Origin of the sequence: Paenibacillus sp. FSL M7-0896 (genome assembly GCF_037975415.1) — a bacterium.
GTDB lineage: Bacteria > Bacillota > Bacilli > Paenibacillales > Paenibacillaceae > Paenibacillus_AQ > Paenibacillus_AQ silagei.
In genome coordinates, this window is sequence record NZ_CP150250.1 from 7,215,290 (window position 1) to 7,230,587 (window position 15,298).

Annotated in this window: 14 protein-coding genes; 5 read left to right on the plus strand and 9 right to left on the minus strand. The window is 50.1% G+C overall.

The window, feature by feature from the left end; translation table 11 throughout:
• Window positions 1-35: 35 nt before the first annotated feature.
• Window positions 36-872 (minus strand): helix-turn-helix transcriptional regulator, encoded by an 837-nt coding sequence (locus MKY12_RS31285; protein WP_339252472.1) that lies wholly within the window; start codon window positions 870-872, stop codon window positions 36-38.
• Between the two features lie 118 nt (window positions 873-990).
• Here MKY12_RS31285 and MKY12_RS31290 point away from each other — a divergent pair, with 118 nt between their 5' ends.
• A complete protein-coding gene (locus MKY12_RS31290; protein ID WP_339252473.1) occupies window positions 991-1,833 on the plus strand; it encodes an NAD(P)-dependent oxidoreductase in 843 nt (280 codons plus the stop codon).
• Between the two features lie 24 nt (window positions 1,834-1,857).
• On the opposite strand, the gene MKY12_RS31295 is transcribed toward MKY12_RS31290, so the two are convergent.
• The 3 genes from MKY12_RS31295 to MKY12_RS31305 form a co-directional block, all read right to left on the minus strand.
• Window positions 1,858-2,259: a VOC family protein gene (locus tag MKY12_RS31295; RefSeq protein ID WP_339252474.1), complete on the minus strand. Its 402-nt coding sequence runs from the start codon at window positions 2,257-2,259 to the stop codon at window positions 1,858-1,860.
• A 218-nt stretch (window positions 2,260-2,477) separates the two neighbouring features.
• Window positions 2,478-3,473 (minus strand): zinc-binding dehydrogenase, encoded by a 996-nt coding sequence (locus tag MKY12_RS31300; protein WP_339252475.1) that lies wholly within the window; start codon window positions 3,471-3,473, stop codon window positions 2,478-2,480.
• A gap of 144 nt (window positions 3,474-3,617) precedes the next feature.
• The gene (locus MKY12_RS31305) at window positions 3,618-3,986 is read right to left on the minus strand and encodes a DoxX family protein (protein ID WP_339252477.1); all 369 of its coding nucleotides are present in this window, start codon (window positions 3,984-3,986) and stop codon (window positions 3,618-3,620) included.
• Window positions 3,987-4,175: 189 nt separating this feature from the next.
• Between MKY12_RS31305 and MKY12_RS31310 the strand changes: the two genes are divergently transcribed.
• Window positions 4,176-4,529 (plus strand): helix-turn-helix domain-containing protein, encoded by a 354-nt coding sequence (locus MKY12_RS31310; protein WP_339252479.1) that lies wholly within the window; start codon window positions 4,176-4,178, stop codon window positions 4,527-4,529.
• Here MKY12_RS31310 and MKY12_RS31315 read toward each other — a convergent pair.
• Together MKY12_RS31315 and MKY12_RS31320 are read right to left on the minus strand one after the other, a co-directional pair.
• The gene (locus tag MKY12_RS31315) at window positions 4,526-5,119 is read right to left on the minus strand and encodes a suppressor of fused domain protein (protein WP_339252481.1); all 594 of its coding nucleotides are present in this window, start codon (window positions 5,117-5,119) and stop codon (window positions 4,526-4,528) included. The two genes, MKY12_RS31310 and MKY12_RS31315, sit on opposite strands and share 4 nt — an antisense overlap.
• Window positions 5,120-5,148: 29 nt before the next feature.
• On the minus strand, window positions 5,149-5,736 hold the full coding sequence (locus MKY12_RS31320) for a TetR/AcrR family transcriptional regulator (protein ID WP_339252483.1): 588 nt from the start codon (window positions 5,734-5,736) through the stop codon (window positions 5,149-5,151).
• 263 nt (window positions 5,737-5,999) lie between these two features.
• On the opposite strand from MKY12_RS31320, the gene MKY12_RS31325 reads away from it, so the two are divergent.
• From MKY12_RS31325 to MKY12_RS31335, 3 genes are all read left to right on the plus strand, one after another.
• Entirely contained in the window at window positions 6,000-7,154 is a 1,155-nt protein-coding gene (locus tag MKY12_RS31325; RefSeq protein WP_339252485.1) for an MFS transporter, read from the plus strand.
• 117 nt (window positions 7,155-7,271) lie between these two features.
• Complete coding sequence (locus MKY12_RS31330) at window positions 7,272-8,555, plus strand: MFS transporter (protein ID WP_339252487.1); 1,284 nt, start codon at window positions 7,272-7,274, stop codon at window positions 8,553-8,555.
• 103 nt (window positions 8,556-8,658) lie between these two features.
• Window positions 8,659-10,374, plus strand: a complete 1,716-nt coding sequence (locus MKY12_RS31335) for an AarF/UbiB family protein (protein ID WP_339252489.1) — start codon at window positions 8,659-8,661, stop codon at window positions 10,372-10,374.
• Window positions 10,375-10,495: 121 nt separating this feature from the next.
• Here the strand turns inward: MKY12_RS31335 and MKY12_RS31340 are convergent, their stop codons facing one another.
• The 3 genes from MKY12_RS31340 to MKY12_RS31350 all read right to left on the minus strand — a co-directional run bounded on the left by MKY12_RS31340 (window position 10,496) and on the right by MKY12_RS31350 (window position 15,183).
• Window positions 10,496-13,609: an ATP-binding protein gene (locus MKY12_RS31340; RefSeq protein WP_339257663.1), complete on the minus strand. Its 3,114-nt coding sequence runs from the start codon at window positions 13,607-13,609 to the stop codon at window positions 10,496-10,498.
• A gap of 238 nt (window positions 13,610-13,847) precedes the next feature.
• The gene (locus MKY12_RS31345; protein ID WP_339252491.1) at window positions 13,848-14,609 is read right to left on the minus strand and encodes a DUF3600 domain-containing protein; all 762 of its coding nucleotides are present in this window, start codon (window positions 14,607-14,609) and stop codon (window positions 13,848-13,850) included.
• Window positions 14,596-15,183 (minus strand): sigma-70 family RNA polymerase sigma factor, encoded by a 588-nt coding sequence (locus MKY12_RS31350; protein ID WP_339252493.1) that lies wholly within the window; start codon window positions 15,181-15,183, stop codon window positions 14,596-14,598. Before MKY12_RS31350 ends, MKY12_RS31345 begins: the two co-directional genes overlap by 14 nt.
• Between the last annotated feature and the right edge of the window lie 115 nt (window positions 15,184-15,298).

Below are 15,298 nucleotides of genomic sequence, written 5' to 3' on the forward strand. Positions count from 1 at the left end.
GCTGGAGGCCCCATTGGAGGCCTCCAGCTTTTTATCTATTTCACTTGTGCCCCAAGAGTCTCCAGCATACGCTGCAGCCGCTCACTTGTCTCTGTTGAAGCTGTGTAGATCATTACCTTCAGATCCGGATTACCCGGAGGCTGCAGGGTCACATGCTCAAACTCCATCTCGCCGATCCGGGGATCATATCTCTGTTTGTGGTGGTCTGCTACGGCCTGAACCTCATGAAGCGGCCAGATCTCGCGAAAGAGCTGACTGTTCTGCATGAACTCTTCGATGAGCTGCTTAAACCTCGCATCATCAGGGAAGCGCGCGTAATCCGCACGGAACTGGGCAATCAGGACTTTGGCTCCAGTTCCCCAACCCTCTACGGATGGCCACAGCCCTGTCAAAAGATATCTGACCCAGTTGATTCTCTCCGGCACCGCATCCGCACACGAAGGTAACCGGAACACAAGCTCAGCCGCCTGATTCCACATCAGCATATCCCAATATCTCCCCAGCACAAATGCCGGATGCGGACCTAGCGCCTGGATCATCCGTTCAATGCCCGCAGGAATGTGCAGATCCGCTTCCCTGTCCTGTTGTACCGGTCTGGCAAGAAGATGCAGATGCTGGCGTTCATCCTCTGTTAACCGCAAGGCTCTGGCTATATTATTAAGCACTTCCTCCGATGGATTGACGTTCCGGCCTTGCTCCAGGGAGGTGTACCACGAGGTTCCGATATGGGCAAGCTGGGCTACTTCTTCCCGGCGCAGCCCTGTAATCCGCCGTCGCCCATAAGATTTCAACCCCACATCCTCCGGCGTAAGGCGTTCCCGGCGCGTACGCAGAAATTCACCCAATGATATTTTGGAAGAAACGTTCTCCATAGAATAGAATCGCCTCCTTATCCTGACACTCCCAATCATACGATAAAGGCAGGAAGGATGCTATTCGCGCGTCCCATTATACTCCTCCTATGACTTAACAACTTAGGAGGATCTGAGGATGAAGATTTTTGTAACTGGAGCAACAGGTAAGGTAGGAAGCCGTCTGGTTCCGCGTCTGCTCCAGCGCGGCCATCAGGTTAAACTCTTGGTCAGGGATACTGCCAGGGTGGAGGAGCTTCGCCAGCAAGGGGCTGAATGCGTAGAAGGCGATCTTCTGCAGCCGGAAGGATATCTTGAGGCACTGCGGGACATTGGCGTTGTGGTTCACTTAGCCGCCCAGTTCCGCGGCGTGGATGAGCAGACCACCCGAATAGCCAATATTGACGGCGCTGTGGCTTTGGCCCGTGCAGCGCTGGATGCGGATGTGCCAAGGTTCGTATTCGCAAGCACCAACCACGTCTACGGACCAGGAGGTCATTCCCGGCCCAGCCGGGAGGAGGATGACCTCCGGCCTGCTTTTGCCTATCCCCAGAGTAAGGCGGAAGCTGAAGCGGCGCTGCTGGCACTTCACCGTGAACAGGGCTTAGGGCTGCGTATTGTACGTTTTCCCTTCGTCTACGGTGAGCGCGACCCCCATATCGCGGAGGTACTGCCTTATTTCAGCCAATGGAATCCGGCCAGACGCATCCATATGGCCCATCATGCGGATATCAGCCAGGCACTGATGCTCGCCGCCTTCACGCCGGGCATCGACGGACGCATCTATAATGTGGCTGATGATGCACCGATCTCCGTGGCCGAGATGCTTCAGCTTCATCAGGCCGAACCCGCGCCTGAAGCTCTGCAGCAGCCATATGATCCATGGGACATGATTGTCGATACCTCGCGGATCAGAGACGAACTGCATTACCGCCCGATCTATCCGACGTTCTATACGGCAAGAGATGCAGGAGCGTTATGATCTAACCCGCCTGCACCTCTGTTATTACCTGCCCTCAAACCGTTTAACCGCATCCTCCGTCACCGGCTGAAAAAGGTTCACCAGGTTGCCGTCGGGATCACGGAACAGCATCGAGCGGTTCCCCCACGGCATCGTGGTTGGCTCCTGTACCCAATCCTCAACAGCTGGCTTCAAGCGTGCATACTCCGCTTCAACATCGTCAACGCGGAACTCCATAATAACCGTGCGGTTACTTCCCGCCACTACAGCATCTGCGCCGAATAGCTGTGCTGTCTTGGAGTGGCCGATGGCCAGAGTACATGTGGGCATAACGAATTCGGCAAATACCGGAGCGGGCCGCTCTGCCGTCCCCCCTGTCACTTGCTCATAGAACTCAACCAGACGATCGATGTCGTCAGTAATGATGCGTATCGAAGCGAAATTCATAAGTGTTCATCCTCTCTTGAATGTGTACATGTCTAATGATAAAAAAACGCTACTGACAACGTTATGTCAGTAGCGTTTTTAATGTAGACGAAAAACCGATCACATTCGGCTGACGAAAGGTTATCCGCTCCAAATGTAATCGAAAAACCGATCACATTCAGCGGGTGCAAGGCAATCGGGCCGAATCAGTAGCGCCTGCATGTCCTGTATCTCTACCCTTAGCCTATTCTCAGGGCAATATTCCCGAGCTGCTCCGCACGTTCCATCCGCTGAAGGGCAAGCGGGGTCTCCGCTAAGGAATACACGCTATCCATGATAGGGTGTATCTGATGCTGCTCCATGAACCGAAGCATCGCGGTGAACTCTTCATGGCTGCCCATGGATGTTCCAAGCAACTGAAGCTGCGGGAAGAAGATCGCTCTGGCCGGAATGGTGAGATCATCGCCCGAGCTTGCGCCGAACATGACGATTCTCCCGCCCGGCTTGATGACCTCGAAGTATTGCCCGAATGTGGCTGGACCTAGACTATCCAGGATCAGGTCTACAGGATGGTTCCCGAGTTCTTCCCTCCAACGGGTGTTGCTGTCTATAACCTGAGTAACCGGTAATTGCAGGGCCTCTGCACGCTTCGCTTCACTTCTGGACGTAACTGTAACCCGCGCCCCTGCCGCTGCCGCCATAAGAGCAGCAAACGTAGCCACTCCGCCGCCAATGCCCGGAATCAGTACATGGTCGCCCCACTTCAGGCCCCCTCTAGTGAATAACGCCCGATACGCAGTAAGTGCCGCTAAGGGTAAGACACCCGCTTCCTCCCAGGACAGATACACTGGCTTAGGCACAACATTCTGCTCAGGCACAATCACATATTCCGCAAAAGTCCCGTCTGCAGGGTAACCCAATATGTCAGGAACCACAGGTACCTCATCCGCCCGATTCCATCCGAGACATGGATTAATAATGACTTCCATCCCCTGAGCCAGGCCGCTTACCCCTTCACCCGTCTCTTCAATAACACCAGCCCCGTCTGAACCCAGCACACAAGGATGAATCGGACCCGGTGCACCTTCTGTAGCAGAAGCAGCAGCTATAATGAATAAATCCCGGTGATTGAGTCCGGCTGTCTTTAACCTTACCTTGACCTGTCCCTGTTCAGGACGCTTGTCCGGATGATCCGTATATTGCAGACCCTGCGGTCCAAGTGTAATTGCCTTCATCTTCATATCCTCCTGTTACGCTATAGTGGCTTCATACAAAGTGTAGGCTGTTCCAGCGGTTAGGTAAAATGACTAGAAGAGAAGGTGAGTATCATTAATAATGATAGCTGTAGTAATCCATTTAGTATGGTCAAGGGACGGGGCTTAGCCTCCCTGCAACAGCCGGAATCGGCCGGCAGCAATAATGACCGCCAGTACTATAAAGATGATGTTGATCCACACATTCGGTTCGCCCCGCAATAGATGGAAGACCAGACCGGAGCCTGCGGCAGCAGCCAGACCCATAGCGGCGAGCGGGGTAAGCTGCGGCTGGATGCGAAGAGCCATCGGCAAAATTAACCCCAAGACCCCCAGCAGCTCAGCGATGCCGATACCCATAACCAACCCCTGCGGCACATCATTCACCCAGCTCCAGGCCGCCCGGGCCGAGTCCAACTGAAATGCCTTCAGCCAACCCGAATACAAGAACCCCGCACCTAGAACAATCTGTAAGACCCATAACACGAAATTCATATACAATGTCACTCCTTCTCATATGTTTACGCAAGCCGCATCCGGGCCCTCCACTCGGGCAGGCGGTTCTTCTTGCGCTACAGAAACCTTAGCTGCATAATAATATGAAGGGTTTCCCATGAGAAGTAGACACTTTAATTAAACCTAGTTACTTCAAAGATACCTTACGTGAATCAAGGGGGCAGCGATATGACCTACTGCAAATTCGAGTCCGCATTAGAAATCTTCGTGGGGAAATGGAAGCCCGTCATTCTGCTGCGCCTGTTCAATAACGGAGCTATGAGATTCAGCGAATTACAGCGCGCCATTCCTGAGATCACCAAAAAAATGCTCACACAACAATTGCGTGAGCTGGAATACCATAATATTGTTCACCGTGAGATTTACCACCAGATCCCGCCGAAAGTGGAGTATTCCATCACGGAATACGGACGAAGCTTGTCCGGCATCATGCAGGCCATGAATGATTGGGGAGTCACCCACATCGAGCATCTGAACCAGTTATATGGTGCTGAACGTATCGGCGAACTGGAGTCTGACTAGCGCCGCGGATCAATAATAGAATGCTCGATCTCTTCGATGTAGGAATCAAAGGCCTCCACGCCTTCACTTAAGATTAATGCGGCCTCCTGCGCCGTGACTGGTAGCGCCCATACGATCTCAGCCTTCTCGCTCCCGACCTGAATCTCCTCCAGCTCTTCACTTTCTCCCCTCAGCTCATCCAGCAGAAAAGCAGTGGTTGTCCAGTTAGCCGGGGCCAGCGGACTCTCTTCCATCACTCTAGGTATCCGTGAATCACCTGCGCCCTCTATATGATGGGCGATAAGATCACTGAGATAGGTAAATATCCGGTCCATAGACTCTCCGCCTAAGTCAGAGGTCAGAGCCATCACCCACTCTGTACCCACAGCTTGCCCATTTAGGCGGTGAGTCGCGGATAACCCTACTGTTGCAAACCTCGCAATCTCTTCCCCCTCCACTGCAGGAAAATAATAGATCTCAACATAGGCTCCTGTTTCAGGCTTCTTCAGAATGACCCGGTATTCCGGCATCTGCCACTCCCGCATATAGGCACCCAAGATAAGGGTTCTGCGGATATCGAAGGAGAGCTCCCTCTCTTTAGTTGATTCCATGAAGATGGTCATCACCTTTCCTCTTTTGATTAGGATATGGTTAATAAGTTAAGTATCTCTTTTACAAAAGTATCAACAACTGCTCTGTCAGGACGGGACTTCAGGAACACCGTAAGTCCTATTAACGAAATGACCAGTGTCTGCGCCAGATTCTTGGCATTAATCCCGGCAGCTAGCTCCCCTGACCGCAAGCCCCGTTCAATCGTTTCCTGGAAGATGACCGAGAGGTACATCTGATGTTCCCTGGTCAGGATCTCAAATTTCTCATCATGGGGAGCTAGTTCCACCATTGAATTGATGCAGAAGCACCCCGTGCTCGGGCTTTTCTCATATTCTTTGGACACCACATCTTCAAAAAAAGTACGGAATGCCTCTTTCACCGAAGAATGCTTGTGCAGACTGCCCCGGACATAGGCGGCATGGGAACTTGTATATTTTCGCAAGGCAGCTTCAAATAATCCTTTTTTATCTCCAAAGGCAGAGTATAGGCTTGGACGCTGAATGCCCATTCTTGCGGTTAAGTCGCTTAAGGAGGCAGCCTCGAACCCTCTTTCCCAAAATACATGCAGCGCTGCATCCAGCGCCTTGTCCTCATCAAATTCACGCGGCCGGGCCATAGATCTCCCTCATTTCGTATCGAATGGTATATTACGATTGTATTTGACTAAGTAGCCCCTGTCAATTAGAGCAATTTATATCCGACTCTTCCCGCTTTCCCCTTGACAATTAATTTTGGTTAGCGGTATATTTATCAGGAATTATTTCATACCGTTCAGTATATTATTATATCCATATATCGAAGGAGGCGTTATCTCTGGTTAACTTTGTAAAAGAACCGCAAGCCATTACCGCACCATCCGGGCCAACGCCTGCATCTTCAATGTCCCGTAAGGTTGCACTCCTATTTGCCATCACCTGCGGACTGGCGGTAGCCAACATTTATTACGCCCAGCCCTTACTGGACGCGATCTCCAGCGAATTCGGGATTACGCATTCTTCCGTCGGCATCGTGATTACAGTGACTCAGATTTGTTACGCCCTTGGACTACTGTTGCTGGTGCCGCTGGGCGATCTGCTGGGTCGGCGCTGGCTGATTACCGGACAGATGCTGGTATCCGTGCTGGCTTTGGTTGTTGTGGGCACTGCCCCCACCAGCATGGTGTTATTCATAGGCATAGCTACGGTCGGACTGCTTGCGGTAGTGACACAGACGCTTGTTGCATTCGCAGCCACCTTGGCTGCCCCGGCTGAACGCGGACGAACGGTGGGTGTGGTGACCAGCGGAATTGTCATTGGTATTCTACTGGCGCGGACATTCGCCGGCGCGTTAACGGATCTGGCCGGTTGGCGTTCGGTCTACCTTGTCTCCGCAGGACTCACGTTAATCATGGCAGGTGTATTGTTCAGGGTGCTGCCGCAATCTGAGCCCCGGAGAGAATCCTTATCCTATCCGCAGCTTCTCCGTTCACTGTTCACGCTATTCGCACAAGAACGGCTGCTGCGAGTCCGTGCTGTGTTATGCCTGCTGATTTTCGCCGCGTTCAGTATATTGTGGACTTCTCTGGTGCTGCCGCTCAGCGCTCCGCCGCTGTCTCTGTCCCATACCGCGATTGGAGCGTTTGGTCTCGCCGGAGTTACCGGGGCGTTAGCAGCAGCGCGGGCAGGCCGTCTGGCCGATCGGGGTTTGGGGCAAAAGACCACCGGCGTAGCGCTAACTTTATTGCTTCTTTCATGGCTGCCAATCAGTTATACTCCGCATTCGCTGCTCGCGTTAATCATTGGGATTATCCTTCTTGACCTGGCCGTACAAGCCGTACACGTCACCAACCAGAGCATGATCCTTCATCTGCGCCCGGAAGCCCGCAGCAGAATTACTGCCGGTTATATGGTCTTCTATTCGATTGGCAGCGCCACCGGATCTATTGCATCTACCAGTATGTATGCATACTCGGGCTGGAACGGAGTGTGTCTGCTCGGTGCAATGGCCAGTGCTCTGGCTCTGATATTCTGGGCGTTAACCCGTCATATTAAATGAACAATCTAACGGCTTCATATTCCCTTAGTGAGGTTTGTCAAAATCTTAAATTTCCATTATTGTTATCCTTATCTTACATTTGACGTTATGGATGCAGAAATGGAGGCCCGGAATTTCTTGAGACCACGGTTATTAACACGTTCCTTCTATTATCTATGGACGACCCAGACGGCAGCGAATGCTGCCGATGTCTTGTATATTATGGCCCTGACAGTGCTGGTGCTGGACCGGACGGATTCCCTTGTCTCGGCGGCCCTGATGCCGCTGATGCGCAGCTCGGCCCAGATGGTGAGCGGCTTCATTGCGCCGCTGCTCATCAACCGGATCAAGCTGCCCTCGCTGCTGCTGATCTCACAGACAGGCCAGTTCCTGCTGTTTGTGCTGCTGGCTCTGTATCTGCAGCTTAACGGCGCGGCTGCTTCACTCACACTTGTCTTTGCTCTGGTCTTCGTCATGTCCTTCCTCGACGGCTGGACCGTTCCAGCCCGTAATGCGCTGGTGCCGCGGCTCGTAACGCGGGAGGAGGGGCTGCTTAAGGCTAACGGTCTGATCAGCGTTAGCGATCAGGTCGTGCAGTTTGCGGGCTGGGGACTGAGCGGCCTATTGGTCGCATTCCTTGGGCCCAGCCCGGCGCTGCTGCTGACAGCGGCCATCTATGGGCTGGCGGCCGCATTTACGCTTGGCGTGAGAGAGCCAGCAGAAGCAATGGCTCAGATGCAGGGGCAGCCGGCGGGCTTGGAGCCGGTACCCCCATCCGCCTCGAAGTGGAAGACCTTGACCGAAGGCTGGCAAGTCATCTGGCGTATGCCCCGCCTGCGGATGCTGACCTTCATGGACATCATCGACATGCTTGGAGGCTCGGTCTGGGTCGGTGCGTTCACGCTGGCCTTCGTCCAGGTGGCGCTGAAGCAAGGCGAAGAATGGTGGGGCTTCATTAACGCAGCCTATTTCGCAGGAACGGTCGGCGGCGGGCTGCTGGTCCTGTCGGCAGTGCGTCTCATCGGCAACCGTTATCTGGGGGCGATGCTCATCGGTATGGCGGGCTATGGCCTGCTCACCATGGTGTATGCTCTGAATACCCAGCCGTATATAGCACTGGTCCTTGTCCTGCTGATGGGACCGTTCGCGGAGCTGTCGGTGATTAACCGGCGTACCCTCATCCAGCGCAGCACCAGTAAGCAGATGCTGCCCAAGGTGCTGTCGGCGCAAGCCTCGCTGCTGCATCTGGTGTTCTGCATCTCGCTGCTGGTCATGGCGGGACTGGCCGAACGGTTCGGGATCGTCAACCTGTATCTGCTGGCGGCGGTTTTGACATCGCTGGCTTTGGTGGTCGGCTTGCTCGGCCGCCGGGCATTCAGGGACGAACCTGAGTCATCAGCAGCCAGCCGCCCAAGCCTTTAATTGTATATCTGTCTGGTATGAAATATCATACAATTAGGCTCATGGATGATTAGAAGGAGAGATTTGGGATGCAGCATGATAACTCTGTGGTAGATGAACAAGTATGAGCGAATTCCTGAAATTAATGAAGGATGCAAGGTTCAGAAGAACCATGCGGATGATTTTCAAGTTCGCCTGGGATTTCTGGTGGCTGGGCAAGCTGAAGGTTGTGATGTCAAGGCGGCGCTTTGCAGCGAAGCAACGGGCCTTATACCGCAAGCAGGCAGCGTATTTCACGACTACCGCCATGGATATGGGCGGGCTAATTATCAAGCTTGGGCAGCATGTGAGTGCGCAGGTGGATATGCTGCCGAAGGAAGTTATTGAAGAATTGTCCAAGCTGCAGGATTCTGTAGAATTCGTAGATTTCTCCGAGATCCAGCAGAAGGTAGAGCGTGAACTCGGGGTATCCATCAGCAAGATGTATGCTGAGTTCAACGAGACTCCTATTGCAGCAGCATCCTTCGGACAGGTCCACCGGGCCACCTTACGGACAGGTGAGCAAGTCGCCGTGAAGGTGATGCGGCCCGGGGTGGAGGACATTATCGCGATTGATTGGAAATCCATTCAGGTCGCTATTTCGTTATTGAAGCGCCAGAAGCTGATTACAGACTTCATGGACCTTGATGCCGTGTATGATGAGTTTCATGACACTATTATGGAGGAGCTCGATTATCAGCAAGAAGGGCGTAATGCCGAAGAGTTCAAGCAGCAGCTAGCCCATCGGAAGGATGTCGTGATTCCGCACATCCATTGGTCCTGTACTACATCGCAGGTGCTGACCATGGAGTTTATGGAAGGTGTCAAAATCAATGATTTCGCCAAGCTCGAGGCTTGGGGGGTAGACCGGACCCAACTGGCAACATCGCTGATCGAAATGTTCGTGGAACAGATTTTATTGAATGGCTTGTTTCACGCAGACCCGCACCCGGGCAATGTGCTCGTGCAGCCTGACGGCACCATCGCCTTGATTGATTTTGGAATGGTCGGGCGGATCGCCCGTGATATGAAGACCCAGATGGTAGCCCTTCTGCTGGCCGTATATTTAAAAGACGCCCACGGTGCCATCGATGCCCTGAACCGGTTGAGATTTTTAAGACGCAATGTAGATCTGGAGGTCTTCTCCAGGAATCTTACGTTATTATTCGAACAAATCAACGGCGATACGTTCGATCTGAGTTTTGTGACGTCAGGCGACAATGTGGAAGAACTGCGTCATTTCCTCTACTCCCAGCCTTTTCAATTACCTGCCAATACCACATTCCTGGGCAAAGCCATAGGCACCGTGTACGGTCTCTGTACCGGACTGGACCCGGACCTTGATCTGGTCGGGACGGTTAAGCCTTATGTGGAACAGGTGGTGCGGAGGGATCTGCGGGGAAGTGTTATCTCCAAAGTTGTAGAGGATGGCAAGAATATGCTCAAAGACATCCTTCCAACGACCAAGAAGTTCATGTCTGCAATCGATAAAATGGATAGCGGAGGCTTAAGGGTCAAGCTGGCGAGCTCCCTCGAGCAAAAATTAATCGAGACGCAGAATAAAAATACACAGCGGTTAATTGCCACCATCATTGGCGCAGTATTACTTCTGGCCGGGGTTAACCTGTGGAATGAAGTGAATCCCATCGTCTCTTATGTACTCGGCACCCTGGGCCTGCTCGTTATGCTGAGCCAACTCCGAACGAGACAAGGCCGCCGGGACGAAAGACATGCCAGACAAATCAACGCTATGCGTGAACGTAGCCGGTTGGAGAAGCCGAAGTCTAAATCGCGTGGATAACGAAAGGTGGATAACATTAACGCTTCGTACGAAACTAAACTGTACAAGTGGAAACGGCTTTGCCGTCCTTTTAAAGGACGGTACCGTTACCACTTCATCCTTCCGGCCGATCTCATCATTGTTATTCATTACTGCTGAGCGGAACGTGAAAAGTTACCGTTGTCCCTGCATCCAGCGAGCTTGTGATATGAAGGCCTGTTCCGAAATGCCGCTTCAAGCGCTGATCCGTATTGATTAATCCGACGCCGGAACTACTGCTTTTACGCCTTTCCAATAATCGCTGCAATTGAACCTCATCCATTCCGACCCCATCATCTTTAACTGTGATCTCTGCCCGGGTCTCCACGAAGGAAATACGTATGACAATGCTGCCTCCACGCTTGCGCTTCATGATTCCATGTTTAATTGCATTCTCAACGAGAGGCTGAATCGTAAGAAACGGGACTTTGATGCACCTGTGATCATCAATCTCCCAAATCACCTGCAGCCTCTCTTCAAACCGCACCTGTTCAATATATAAATAAGAACGCACTAAACTCAGCTCTTCTGCAACCGGAACAAGACTTTCAATGTTCTGGAATTTAAATTTGTTTCGCAGATAATTAGTGAATTCATCAAGCAAATCACGCATCTTCTCCAGATTAATATCCGTTAATGCTGATATAGCATTCAAAGCATTAAACAAGAAATGAGGCTTAATTTGGGCTTGCAGCCATACAGTTTCTAGTCGCAGCTGTTCCCGAATGGATTGCTTAATCGTCGTTAGCGCCTGTATCCGCAATTTAAGTTCTATGGCTTCTACCGGCTTCGTCACATAATCGTTTGCTCCCGCCAGGAAACCGCTATGTATATCCTGTGGCTGGCTTCTTGCAGTAAGAAGCAGAACAGGAAGCTCTGTGAAGGTAAATCGCTCACGAATCCTTCGTGTCAGTTCATATCCGGACATCATCGGCATCATGATATCAGAGATTACCACATCCCATTCCTTCGTACCCAGAATAGCCAACGCCTGTCTGGCACTGGTTACCATGGTTGTATCATATTCGTCTGGTGGCAGTATGGCTTCAAGCACTTGAAGGTTAACAGGATCATCATCAATAATTAATAGAACCGGACGGTCGGAATCCATCTTGAAGAACGTTGCCGGTGTCTCATCACTCAGGGGGTTTGCGTTGTCCATGTTCATTGGAACAGGTTCTTGAATTGCCACAGCAGATATGGGTAACGGTTCAAAAGATTTCGCCGGCGCACTCTCCGCCTCCGCTTCCAAGCCTGCCAGTTGTAAAGAGAAGCTGAATTGCGAACCTTCTCCTTTAATGGAGGTTACATCCAATGTGCCCCCATGAAGCTCTGCCAGTTGTTTGCTTATACTCAGCCCTAACCCGAAGCCGCCTTCAATCATGGTCTCCGTTGTGTTGGCTTGCTCGTATGGATGGAATAGGCATTTAAGCATGTCCTCATCCATTCCAATTCCGGTGTCAGCAACAACGATATAAGCCCTCCCGTCGTTTACATAAGCCGAAATCAAGATAACTCCATCATTTGTGTATTTCACAGCATTATGAAGTAAATTGAAGAGGATCTGAATAATCCGGTTCTCATCTGCATGGACCAGAGGAAAATCTTCAGGAATTTGATTTGTAATTTGTATAGATTTCACCTCTGCATTCAATTGCAGCATATCAAGGACTCCCGTCACGATCGGCTGGATCGGTATAACCTTTTTGCTGATACGGGGATTGCCTTCCCGCAGGCTCATCACATCAATCAAATCGTTTAATATCAAGGTTAGCCGGTGCCCTACAGAAAAAACAGTTTCCAGCTCTTTGATGCTTCTTGCCTGCATTACATGCTGTTCCCGTTTCATAACAGATTGTGATAGGTTGAGCATGCTGTGCAGCGGATTTTTGAACTCATGTGAAACATTCGCCAGGAATTGATCCTTATGATCATTCATTCTTTGCAAGGTTGTTGCTAGCTCATTCGTGTTTTCGTACATTTTAAAATAATTCCTAAACCATACTGAGGCCAAACACCCCATTGAAATAATCAAATCAAACGGATAATAGAGAAGATTATAACCGCCCTCCCGCCAGAAGAGCATCCAGATCACATGATGGATCAACGCAAGGATGGAGAACAACAATAACAGATTCCCTCTCATATCCTTGACCACTGTTCTACAGATCGCAATCGTTGCAACGACTCCAGCAGTACCGCCTAGCAGATTATACACAGGGAAGATGCTGGTTAACTGATATGTATCCAACAATAGCGTAATCCCTGCGGTCCCCAAGATCAGTGCCCTAAATACAGGATATATTCTGTGCCAAAGAGCTAGTTCGCGATGATTCGTACACTCCAATAATGCATAGGCTCCAACTAAAAAAGCTACATTGGATAGCCGGAAATCCCATACGTTGCCGATATAAATGATTTGATGGAACAGCTTCTCATCACTGCTTAACGCACCGCTTAGTGTGAAAGAGAATGTCAGTAAAGAGAAATACAGCAACTTTGTCTGCTTGTTACCCAATACAAATAATATAAACGCATAGGCAGAATGGATCAGAAAGATAACCGTTGTCAGAACCTGCATAGATACCGAAAGTTTCATCTCCTGGGTAATTGCTTCTTCTGTCCCGAATTTAATAGACCGGACAATGCCACCGCTCCGGCTATCCACATAATTGGACGCTTGAATTACCAATTCGATTACACCATCTTTATCGGCCCTAAAGGTTGTAGAATACGGAAGATTCTTAGCGATAGAGGCTTCTTCCGAATCCGCTACCCGCCCGGATTTAGCCAGTAACCGGCCGTTTACGTATACTTCCGACGAAGTGCGTATACTTGGCACACGAATACTATAGTTGAGATCCTGCTGCGGATTCACATATATTCGTAAGCGGTACGAGCCAAATCCATATGGAGTAGAGGTCCCGGGATGCACAGCTTGATTCCATCCCCCTGGAACTTGAATCATCCTTGGCTCACTCAAAGCCAAGCCCTGCTGCTTTTTGCTATCCTTGAACCAATGTGAGGAATACAATTCCCATTCCCCGTCAAGCAAAACAATCTGCCCGTCTTCTGCATTCCAATTACGCAAATGGAGTTCCCCGTTTTTTATCGAATCCTGTTGTAAACCGCCAAACAACTCCATCCATAATAAGCGTGAGCCTGATAGAACAACTAATAGTAACCCCAGGAATAAAAAGATGTACTTCATTTTCATTTGGTGATTCCATGAAAAATTAGCCAAGAGTATCCCTCTCCTACTCATTTCTTCTTCTTTATCTATCGGCTTCATGTAGTTTTTTGCTAAGAAATTTTGTAGCACAAAAAACTCGCAAAAGCCCATTTACGCACCCTCCCGACCTACCCTGCTCTATGGTCGGTTTGCTGGTAAATAAAGCTTCTGCGAGTTTTGGATCATAATGACTGATTTTTAAACCATACTGAGAGAGTAAGGGTTAAGAGCTCGGTTTCATCATTTTGTCTATCTTATCAACGTAAGGAGTGAGCGCCTCCAATAACTTCTCTTGCTTTTGTATTTCTTCTGTCGACAACCGATCCATATGAACACTTCCGTCTGCATCAGTTACCTTGGCATCATAGCTTTTCAACTCATTTATTATGGGTTCAAGCTCCCTATACTCCTGTTCTGTAAGCCTCTGTTCAGCCTTCTCAAGCAAGCTATCCCAGAAAGCGCCACGATCTGTGCCAGATGCCTTTGCCTTGGATTTATCCGTTTCGTTCATTTTCTTGAAATACGGTTCAAGCTCCACCAGTAATTTCTTGTAAGCCTTCTGATCTTCTGCATTAAGCCGTTCTATGTGAAAACTCCCCTTGGAATCTGCCGCCAGCAGATTGTAATCGCCTAATTCCTTCAATAAGGACATAACCGTGGCAGCTTCTTCCTCGCTAAAATTATGCTTCAACCTCTGAAGCTTGGCCCCAAACTCCTCATATTTCTGCTGGCTTAGGCCAATCGTAGCAGCTGCTTCTTTCGAACCATACATACTATCCGCCAGATAATGATATCCGGCAAACGCTCCAGTAGGAATTAATAAAGTAGCTGCCAAAACGCCTGCTACGATCCACTTCTTTTTCATTCGTCTTCCCCCTTGTCCGGTTACGGTCTGATTTAGTATTCTCTCCTTCAGTTCCGGTGGGGCATTTAAATTTCTGGCCTCTTCCTGCAGAACTGTTCGCAGCTTTTCATTGAAATTCATGCAGATCCTCCACCTTTCCCTTAAAAAGAGTCTGATTCTCTGGCTTCTGACGAAGCTTGCGCAGTGCAGCATGAATACGGGATTTCACGGTACCCAGAGGGATCTCAAGGATTGCAGCACTTTCTTCCTGCGATAATTCATTTAAATAATGCAGAATAATCACCTGCTTCAGCTTATACGGAAGACTATCTACGCTAGCAAGCAAGGAGTGGTTAGAGATCTTGTCGACAATCTTACTTGTGAATTCAGGCTCCACCACCAAATTGACCTGCTCTGCCTTCTTAAGAATTCGGAGATGCGTCCATCTCTTTCTCCGGTAGGCATGAATTTGTCGCACTGTTATTCCCATAAGCCAAGGTCTAAAGGGACGGCTGATGTCAAAATGGTCAAGAGATCTGCGCATTTGAATATAAATCTCCTGAACGATATCATCCACCTCAGTTGTTTCGCGAACGAGGAAATGAACGGTTTGATATACATCCCTAATCGTAGCTTCATATAGCTCACTAAATGCTTCACGACTGCCGGCTAGCGTAAGCATAATGAGCTGAGAATATTCTTTTGGATGCTCCATTCATCACCCCTCCCTTCGGTCTTACACTATATATTGGGGAATAAAGAATATTTCGTTCGATTTTTCTTCGGAAAAATACAGAATAAACCGATCAAAGTCCACTAAGGATTTTGAT